This is a genomic window from Actinomycetospora sp. C-140, assembly GCF_054796175.1.
Genome location: NZ_JBTWNF010000007.1, coordinates 181,211 through 188,858, shown reverse-complemented (window position 1 = coordinate 188,858; position 7,648 = coordinate 181,211). Strand labels below are relative to the sequence as shown.

Below are 7,648 nucleotides of genomic sequence, written 5' to 3'. Positions count from 1 at the left end.
CCGCGCAGGTGCCGATGGCGGCACCGGGCGTGGCCAGGACGACCGACTTGTGACGGATGTCGACCTTGACAGTCGCGCTCCGTGCCGACTTTGCTGAGCCTACCTTAAGTCAACGTCGGCTCCGGGCCGTCGAGGAGGACGCTCGTGACCACGACGCCCACGGGTGCGCCCACGGGTGCGCCCACGGATAGCACGGTCGGCACGACGAGCACGGTCAGCACCGTCAGCACGGACGGCACCGACAGCTCGGCCGCGGAGCGCCTCGCGTCGCCCGCCGGCGCGGCGCCCGCCCCCGGGGTGGCGCGCTCCGTGCTCGTCCTCCCGTCCGGCGAGCTGCACGCCACCGGCGTCCGCACGACGGTCGAGCCCGACCCCGCGACCGGCCGGGCCGGGGCCGAGGCGGCGGCCGTGGTGGCCCGGCTGCACGCGGAGGGCGTGGCCGACCCGATCGTGACCGGCGTCCTGGGCGCCGACGACGGACGGCCCGGGCGGCTCGTCGTCCCCGTCGCCTGGGAGCGCCGCGCGCGGCGGGCCCCGGCACCGCCGCCGGCCGCCCGGGACGCGCGGGCCGCCGGGTGGGACGTCCGCCCCGAGCCCGCACCTCCGCGGTACGCGGCCGCCGTGCACCGCGCCCTCGAGCTGATCGCCGACGGCGAGGTCGCGAGCGTCGTGCTCGCCCGCGCGCTCGCGCTCGTCGCGCCCCGCCCGGTGGACCCGGACGAGCTGCTGTCCGCGCTCGTCGATCCCGACGACGACGCCTCGACCGTCCGCGTCGACCTCGATGACCGCGGTGGCTCCTCGCTGGTCGGGCTCGGCGACGAGCTGCTGGTCGCCCGGCACGGTGACCGTGTCGTGAGCGCCCCCCTCGCGGGGACCGCGTGGCGCAGCGCCGACCCGGACGAGGACGTCCGGCGCGGTCGCGAGCTCGCGGCGCGCGCGGACCTCACCACCCACGCCGCGGCCGTCGCCCGGGCCGCCGAGCGGCTGGCCCCCTGGTGCGACCACCTCGACGTGCCCCCGGCGCCCGCGCTCGTCCCCACGGCCCGTCGGTGGCGCCTGGTGAGCCGCGTCGAGGGCCGCCTCCGGGTGCCCCGCCCGACGGCGCTCGAGCTGGCCGAGGTCCTGCGCCCGGGCGCGGGGACCTGGGGCGACCCGCCCGAGGTGGCCCGCGCCGTGGTCGACGATCTCGAGCAGGCCGATCGTGGCCACCTGGGTGCCGCCGTGGGATGGTGCGCCGCCGACGGCGACGGCGAGTGGGTCGTGGCCGCCCCCTGCGCCGGGATCCGCGGGCGGCACGTACGGCTGTCGGCCGGGGCCCTGGTCGCGGCGGGGTGCCGGCCCGAGGCCGAGCTCGCCGGTACCGGCGCCACGTTCCGCACCCTCCTCGCGGCGCTCGGCCTCGAGTCGACCCCCTGATCCCGCTGCATCCCCGACCGGACGGGAGCCGATCATGACCAACCCCTTCGACGACGCCGACGGGCGCTTCCTGGTCCTCGTCAACGACGAGGACCAGCACAGCCTGTGGCCGGTGTTCGCCGACGTGCCCGCCGGATGGCACGTCGTGTTCGGTGCCCCGCCCGAGGGCGAGACCCGGGAGGCCTGCCTGTCCTACGTCGAAGAGCACTGGACCGACCTGCGGCCGCGCAGCCTGCGCGAGCGCACCGCTGCGGAGGCCGGCTGATGCGCGTCGTCCTGTTCGGGTTCCAGAAGTGGGGAGCCCAGCTCCTCGCCGCGCTGCTCGACTCCCGCCACGAGGTCGTGCTGACCGTCAGTCACCCCGAGGAGGGGGAGTGGGCGCCCGAGATCTTCCAGGAGTCGATGGGGGATCTCGCCCTCAAGCACGACATCCCCGTGCTCTACCGCGAGAAGGCCGTGGACGCCGAGCTGGCCGAGGCGATCCGCGAGTCGGGCGCCGAGATCGGCCTGGCCTGCAACTGGCGCACCTGGATCAGCCCCGAGGTGTTCTCCGCGCCGACGCGCGGCACCGTCAACACCCACGACTCGCTGCTGCCGCGCTACGCCGGCTTCTCGCCGCTGAACTGGGCGCTGATCAACGGTGAGAGCCAGGTCGGCATCACCGCGCACTGGATGGACGCCGACCTCGACCGCGGCGACATCATCACCCAGCGGACCGTGCCGGTGACCCCGACCGACACCACCGAGGATCTCTTCCACCGCACGGTGCCGCTGTTCGGGCCGCTCTCGCTCGACGCGTTCGACCGCATCGAGTTCGGCCCGCACGACTGGCTCCGCCAGGACCCCGAGCACGCGTCGTTCTTCCACAAGCGCGCCGACCCGGACAACAGGATCCACTGGGACCGGTCCGCGCGGGACCTCGTCAACCTCGTCCGGGCGCAGACCGGGCCGTACCCGAACGCGTGGTGCCTGCACGAGGGCGAGCGGCTGCGGGTGCTCGAGGCCTCGGTGTCGCGGGAACGCTGCGGCGGGACGGTCGGGCGCGTCTTCGCCCGCGAGGGCCGGGGCGTCATCGTCGTCGCGGGACCGGAGGCGTGGCGGGGCCGGCAGTACGGTCTGGTGCTCCAGCGCGTGCTCGACGCGCAGGGCGTCGAGCACGTCGCCGGCGACTACTTCCGCCGGATGGGCGACTACCTGACCTGATCCGGCTCGGTCTGGGACCGCGCCGACCGGCCCGACCGGGGGTTACTGGCCGGTATCCCTCGCTCAGCGAGGGGTACCAGCCAGTAACGGCGGCTCAGTGCTGGCCGCCGCCCTGGCCACCCTTGCCGCGGAACTTGTTCACCATGTCCTGGGCCTTCTGACGGTTCTTCGGGTCCTGCGCGTAGCGCTTCGCCTGGTCGGCGTACTTGCGACCCTGCGGGCTGCGCAGGAAATCCTGCACCTTCTGGAACAGACCGGGCACGACGTCTCCTGAGGGGGCGGGTGGGGCGGTGTCTCCGCCCCGCTGGCCCCAATATATCGCCCGTTTCGGACACTCTCGGGTTACCGACGAGTAGGGCCTTACACCCTACTCGTCAGTAACATGAGAGGGATACGCCACCGTGCCTTTCCCGATCAGGCATGGGAGAGTCAGGGCAGAAGGCAGGTTACCGACGAGTACGTTACCGGGCGGTAGCCCCGGCGCTCGGCCGGACGATGCGAGCACAGGAGGTCGCAGAACGCCCATGAACATCGTCGTGCTGATCAAGCAGGTGCCCGACACCTGGTCGGAGCGCACGCTCTCCGACGCCGACAAGACGCTCGACCGCGCGTCGACCGACGCCGTGCTGGACGAGATCAACGAGCGCGCCGTCGAGGAGGCTCTCAAGATCAAGGAGTCCGGCGACGCGGAGGTCACCGTCCTGACCGTCGGGCCGGACCGCTCCACCGACGCCATCCGCAAGGCCCTCTCGATGGGCGCGGACAAGGCCGTCCACGTCAACGACGAGGCCCTGCACGGCTCCGACGCCGTGACCACGGCCAAGGTGCTGGCCAAGGCCGTCGGCACCGTGGGCGAGGTCGACCTGGTGCTGGCCGGCAACGAGGCCACCGACGGCCGCAGCGGCGCCGTGCCCGCGATGCTCGGCGAGGTGCTGGGCTGGCCGTCGCTGACCCACGCGAACGCGCTGACCGTCGAGAACGGCACCGCGACGGTGAAGCGCGAGACCGACGAGGGCACGTGCGACGTCACCTCGGCGCTGCCCGCCGTCGTCAGCGTGGGCGAGAAGATCAACGAGCCGCGCTACCCCTCGTTCAAGGGGATCATGGCCGCGAAGAAGAAGCCGGTCAGCGCGATCGGCATCTCGGACCTCGGGCTCGACGCGGGCGAGGTCGGCCTCGCCGGGTCGCTGACCCAGGTCGACTCCTTCGCTCCGCGCCCGCCCAAGTCCGGCGGCCAGAAGGTCGAGGACGAGGGCGACGGCGGCGCGAAGATCGCCGAGTTCCTCGTGGGCCAGAAGCTCATCTGATCACCCCCTGACTGCGAAGAGGAGAACCCATGGCTGAGGTCCTGGTCCTCGTCGACCACGTCGACGGGGAGATCAAGAAGAACACCTACGAGATGCTCACGGCCGCCCGTCGGCTGGGCGAGCCCTCCGCGGTCGTCGTCGGCACGCCCGGCACGGCGGCGAAGCTCGCCGAGGGTCTCGCGGCGCACGGCGCCGAGAAGATCTACGTCGCGGAGTCCGAGGACGCCGTGAACTACCTGTCGACCCCGCAGGTCGACGCGCTGGCCGCCCTCGTCGAGCGGGTCTCCCCGCCGGCGGTCCTCGTCGCCGCGGGCGCCGACGGGCGCGAGGTCGCCGGCCGCCTGGCCGTGCGCACCAACTCCGGCTGGCTCAACGACGTCGTCGACCTCGACGGCGAGCGCGAGGGCACCCACTCGATCTTCGGTGGCGCCTTCACCGTCTCGGCCCGCGCGACCACCGACACCGCGGTGATCTCGTGGCGCGGCGGCTCGATCGAGCCCGAGGAGCAGGCCGGCGCCGGCGCGCAGGAGTCCGTCGACGTCCCGGCGATCGACGAGGCGACGTCCGCGAAGGTGTCGAACCGCGCGCCGATCGTCGGCGGCGACCGCCCGGAGCTCACCGAGGCGAACGTCGTCGTCGCCGGTGGCCGCGGTGTGGGGTCGGCCGACAACTTCTCGGTCGTCGAGACCCTCGCCGACTCGCTGCACGCCGCGGTCGGCGCCTCGCGTGCCGCCGTCGACTCGGGCTACTACCCCAACCAGTTCCAGGTGGGGCAGACCGGCAAGACGGTGTCGCCGTCGCTCTACATCGCGCTCGGCATCTCCGGCGCGATCCAGCACCGCGCCGGCATGCAGACCTCGAAGACGATCGTCGCGGTGAACAAGGACCCCGAGGCCCCGATCTTCGAGATCGCCGACTTCGGTGTCGTGGGCGACCTGTTCTCGATCAGCCCGCAGCTGACCGAGGAGGTCGGCAAGCGCAGCTCGTAGGCGCGCCAGGGCTGTTGACCGAAGGGCACTTTCGCTCGATCTCCTCGAGCGAGGGTGCCCTTCGGTCGGTTCAGGAGCGGGGCGTGAAGGTCACCGGCAGGTGCGAGATCGCCCAGGTGGTCCCGATCGTCTCGACGACGTCAGCGGGGTCGGTGAGGCGGAGGTCGTCCATCGCGGCGAGGGCCTCCTCGAGGGCGACCTTCATCTCGGCGCGTGCCATGTGCATCCCGACGCAGACGTGGGAGCCGAACCCGAAGGCCATGTGCCGGTTCGGGCGGCGGTCCAGGTCGATCTCGTCGGGACGCGGGAACGTCCGCGGGTCGTGGTTGGCGCCCGCCCAGTTCAGGTAGACGCGCTCGCCCGTGCGCAGCTCGCGTCCGCCGATGACGCAGTCGGTGGTCACGGTGCGGGTGTGCGAGCGCGTCGGCGTGGCGTAGCGCATCAGCTCCTCGATCGCGTCGGGGATGCGCGCGGGCTCGGCGCGCAGCCGCTGCGCCACGTCGGGCCGCTCGGCCAGCAGCAGGAACAGGAAGCTCATCGTCGACGCCGTGGTCTCGAAGCCGGCGGGCAGCAGGATCATGCAGTAGTCGAGGATCTCGGTCTCGCTCAGTGGCCGGTCGTCGACCGTCGCCGCGCACAGGAGCGACACGATGTCCCCGCCCGGCTCCCGGCGGCGCTGCGCCGCCAGCGCGCCGAAGTACTCGTAGACCTCCGCGGCCGCCGCACCGTCGGCGCCCTCGCCGCGCACCAGCGAGACCGCGAGCTCGGCCAGGCGGTCGCGGTCGGGCCCGGGGACCCCCATCGCCTCCATCAGCGAGTGGGCGGCCAGCGGCGTGCAGAACTGCCCGAACAGCTCGGCGCGGCCGTCGGGGAGGAACGCGGCCAGCAGCGTGCGCGTGACCTCCCGGTAGGCGGGCTCCCGCGCCGCCTGCGCCGACCGGGACAGCGGCGGCGCGATGATCTGCTTGTACTGGCGGTGCAGCGGCGGGTCGGACTCCATCGGGATCACCGGGCGGGTGTTGCCGAGGTCCTGGAGCAGGACGGGGAACGCGGAGAACGAGGTCCCCTCGGCCCGGTGCACGTCCTGGATCTCCTCGTACCCCGAGACCGTCCAGATCCCCGACTTGTAGCCGTCGGTGCGGGTCACCGGGCACTCGCGCGCCATCGCCCCGGAGACGCGGACGTACCGCCCGCGGGTCAGGGTCTCCGAGAGGGGCTCGAAGTGGTCCCGCCGATGGCCGGGGTCGTCGTGGGCGCCGGCCGGGCACTGCGGCGCCCAGTAGCCGGCTCCGTTCCGTGTGTCCTCGGTCATGGGACCTCCCGCGACGACCGGTGGACGGCCCGGTCCGCCGCCCCGGCGGCGGACGTGACCGGCCGCGACGCTAGTGCGCGCGCCCGGGTGTGACCACTGCGTGACCGCGAGGTCGCGGTCGGTGCACCGGTCGGTACCGATCAGGGGAGACCAGCCGTGCGCGAGGGGATTACGCTGGCCGGTCGATGACGTACCTCGACCATGCGGCGACCACGCCGATGCTGCCCGAGGCGGCAGCCACCCTGACCGAGGCGCTCGGGCGCGTCGGCAATGCGTCGTCGCTGCACTCGGCGGGACGCCGGGCCCGCCGGGCGGTCGAGGAGTCCCGCGAGACGATCGCCGAGGCGGTCGGCGCCCTGCCGTCCGAGGTCGTGCTCGCCACCGGCGGCACCGAGGCCGACAACCTCGCGCTCAAGGGCCTGTACTGGGCGCGCCGGGCCGCCGACCCGCGGCGCACGCGGGTGGTCGTGTCCGCCGCGGAGCACCACGCGGTCCTCGACGCCGGCGAGTGGCTCGCCGACCACGAGGGCGCGGTGCTCGACGTCCTGCCCGTCGACCCCGAGGGCCGCGCCGATCCGGCGGCCCTGAAGGCCCTGCTCGCCGACCACGGCGACGAGGTCGCGGTCGTGTCCGTGATGTGGGCGAACAACGAGGTCGGCACCGTCAACGACGTCGCCGCGCTCGCCGAGGTCGCCCACTCCTGCGGGGTGCCGATCCACACCGACGCCGTCCAGGCCGTCGGCGCCGTCCCCGTCGACTTCGCGGCGAGCGGGGTCGACGCCCTCTCGCTGACCGGCCACAAGCTCGGCGGGCCGGTCGGGGTCGGCGCGCTGCTGCTGCGCCGCGACGCCGCCTGCACCCCGCTGCTGCACGGCGGGGGGCAGGAACGCGACGTCCGCTCGGGCACCCTCGACGTCCCCGGCACGATGAGCCTCGCGACCGCCGTGCGCGCCGCCGTGGCCGACGTCGCCCGCCGGGCCACCGCGCTCACCGCCCTGCGCGACGACCTCGTCGCCCGGGTGACGGCCGCGGTGCCCGACGCGCGGCTCAACGGCGTGCCGCTCGACCGCCCCGGCGAGCGTCTGCCCGGCAACGCGCACCTGTCGTTCCCCGGCTGCGAGGGCGACAGCCTGCTCATGCTGCTCGACGCGCGCGGCATCGAGTGCTCGACGGGCTCGGCCTGCACCGCCGGCGTCGCCCGCCCCAGCCACGTCCTGCTGGCCATGGGGCTCGACGAGGACCTCGCCCGCGGGTCCCTGCGCTTCTCGCTGGGCCACAACTCCACCGCCGCCGACGTCGACGCCGTGGTCGAGGCGATCGGCCCCGTCGTCGAGCGCGCCCGCCGCGCCGGCGACGCGCTGGCCCGCTCGTGAGGTGCGCTGACGCGCCCGTGAGCACTTCTGAGTGCTCCGGCACGCCGA

8 protein-coding genes are annotated in these 7,648 nt (G+C 73.9%); 6 read left to right on the top strand and 2 right to left on the bottom strand.

All coding sequences use genetic code 11. The features are described from left to right. The first annotated feature begins 144 nt into the window (after nt 1-144). The 3 genes from ACR9E3_RS14175 to ACR9E3_RS14165 are packed head-to-tail and all read left to right on the top strand — an operon-like array spanning nt 145 to nt 2,619. A complete protein-coding gene (locus ACR9E3_RS14175) occupies nt 145-1,416 on the top strand; it encodes a chorismate-binding protein (RefSeq protein WP_460380936.1) in 1,272 nt (423 codons plus the stop codon). 34 nt (nt 1,417-1,450) lie between these two features. After that, the gene (locus ACR9E3_RS14170) at nt 1,451-1,681 is read left to right on the top strand and encodes an MbtH family protein (RefSeq protein ID WP_460380935.1); all 231 of its coding nucleotides are present in this window, start codon (nt 1,451-1,453) and stop codon (nt 1,679-1,681) included. Continuing rightward, nucleotides 1,681-2,619, top strand: a complete 939-nt coding sequence (locus tag ACR9E3_RS14165; RefSeq protein ID WP_460380934.1) for a methionyl-tRNA formyltransferase — start codon at nt 1,681-1,683, stop codon at nt 2,617-2,619. The genes ACR9E3_RS14170 and ACR9E3_RS14165 overlap by 1 nt, the downstream gene beginning before the upstream one ends. Nucleotides 2,620-2,713: 94 nt before the next feature. On the opposite strand, the gene ACR9E3_RS14160 is transcribed toward ACR9E3_RS14165, so the two are convergent. Next, entirely contained in the window at nt 2,714-2,881 is a 168-nt protein-coding gene (locus ACR9E3_RS14160; RefSeq protein WP_460380933.1) for a hypothetical protein, read from the bottom strand. A gap of 262 nt (nt 2,882-3,143) precedes the next feature. On the opposite strand from ACR9E3_RS14160, the gene ACR9E3_RS14155 reads away from it, so the two are divergent. Further along, nucleotides 3,144-3,926: an electron transfer flavoprotein subunit beta/FixA family protein gene (locus ACR9E3_RS14155; RefSeq protein WP_460380932.1), complete on the top strand. Its 783-nt coding sequence runs from the start codon at nt 3,144-3,146 to the stop codon at nt 3,924-3,926. Nucleotides 3,927-3,955: 29 nt separating this feature from the next. Continuing rightward, on the top strand, nt 3,956-4,915 hold the full coding sequence (locus ACR9E3_RS14150) for an electron transfer flavoprotein subunit alpha/FixB family protein (protein WP_460380931.1): 960 nt from the start codon (nt 3,956-3,958) through the stop codon (nt 4,913-4,915). 70 nt (nt 4,916-4,985) lie between these two features. Here ACR9E3_RS14150 and ACR9E3_RS14145 read toward each other — a convergent pair whose 3' ends face one another. Continuing rightward, entirely contained in the window at nt 4,986-6,227 is a 1,242-nt protein-coding gene (locus ACR9E3_RS14145) for a cytochrome P450 (protein WP_460380930.1), read from the bottom strand. Between the two features lie 185 nt (nt 6,228-6,412). On the opposite strand from ACR9E3_RS14145, the gene ACR9E3_RS14140 reads away from it, so the two are divergent. Continuing rightward, nucleotides 6,413-7,600, top strand: a complete 1,188-nt coding sequence (locus ACR9E3_RS14140; protein WP_460380929.1) for a cysteine desulfurase family protein — start codon at nt 6,413-6,415, stop codon at nt 7,598-7,600. The last annotated feature ends 48 nt before the right edge of the window (nt 7,601-7,648 follow it).

Bases quoted from the DNA above. Each gene is read 5' to 3' on its own strand.
- ACR9E3_RS14170 (WP_460380935.1), top strand. From the start codon at position 1,451: ATGACCAACCCCTTCGACGACGCCGACGGGCGCTTCCTGGTCCTCGTC.
- ACR9E3_RS14165 (WP_460380934.1), top strand. From the start codon at position 1,681: ATGCGCGTCGTCCTGTTCGGGTTCCAGAAGTGGGGAGCCCAGCTCCTC.
- ACR9E3_RS14155 (WP_460380932.1), top strand. From the start codon at position 3,144: ATGAACATCGTCGTGCTGATCAAGCAGGTGCCCGACACCTGGTCGGAG.
- ACR9E3_RS14150 (WP_460380931.1), top strand. From the start codon at position 3,956: ATGGCTGAGGTCCTGGTCCTCGTCGACCACGTCGACGGGGAGATCAAG.
- ACR9E3_RS14145 (WP_460380930.1), bottom strand. From the start codon at position 6,227: ATGACCGAGGACACACGGAACGGAGCCGGCTACTGGGCGCCGCAGTGC.
- ACR9E3_RS14140 (WP_460380929.1), top strand. From the start codon at position 6,413: ATGACGTACCTCGACCATGCGGCGACCACGCCGATGCTGCCCGAGGCG.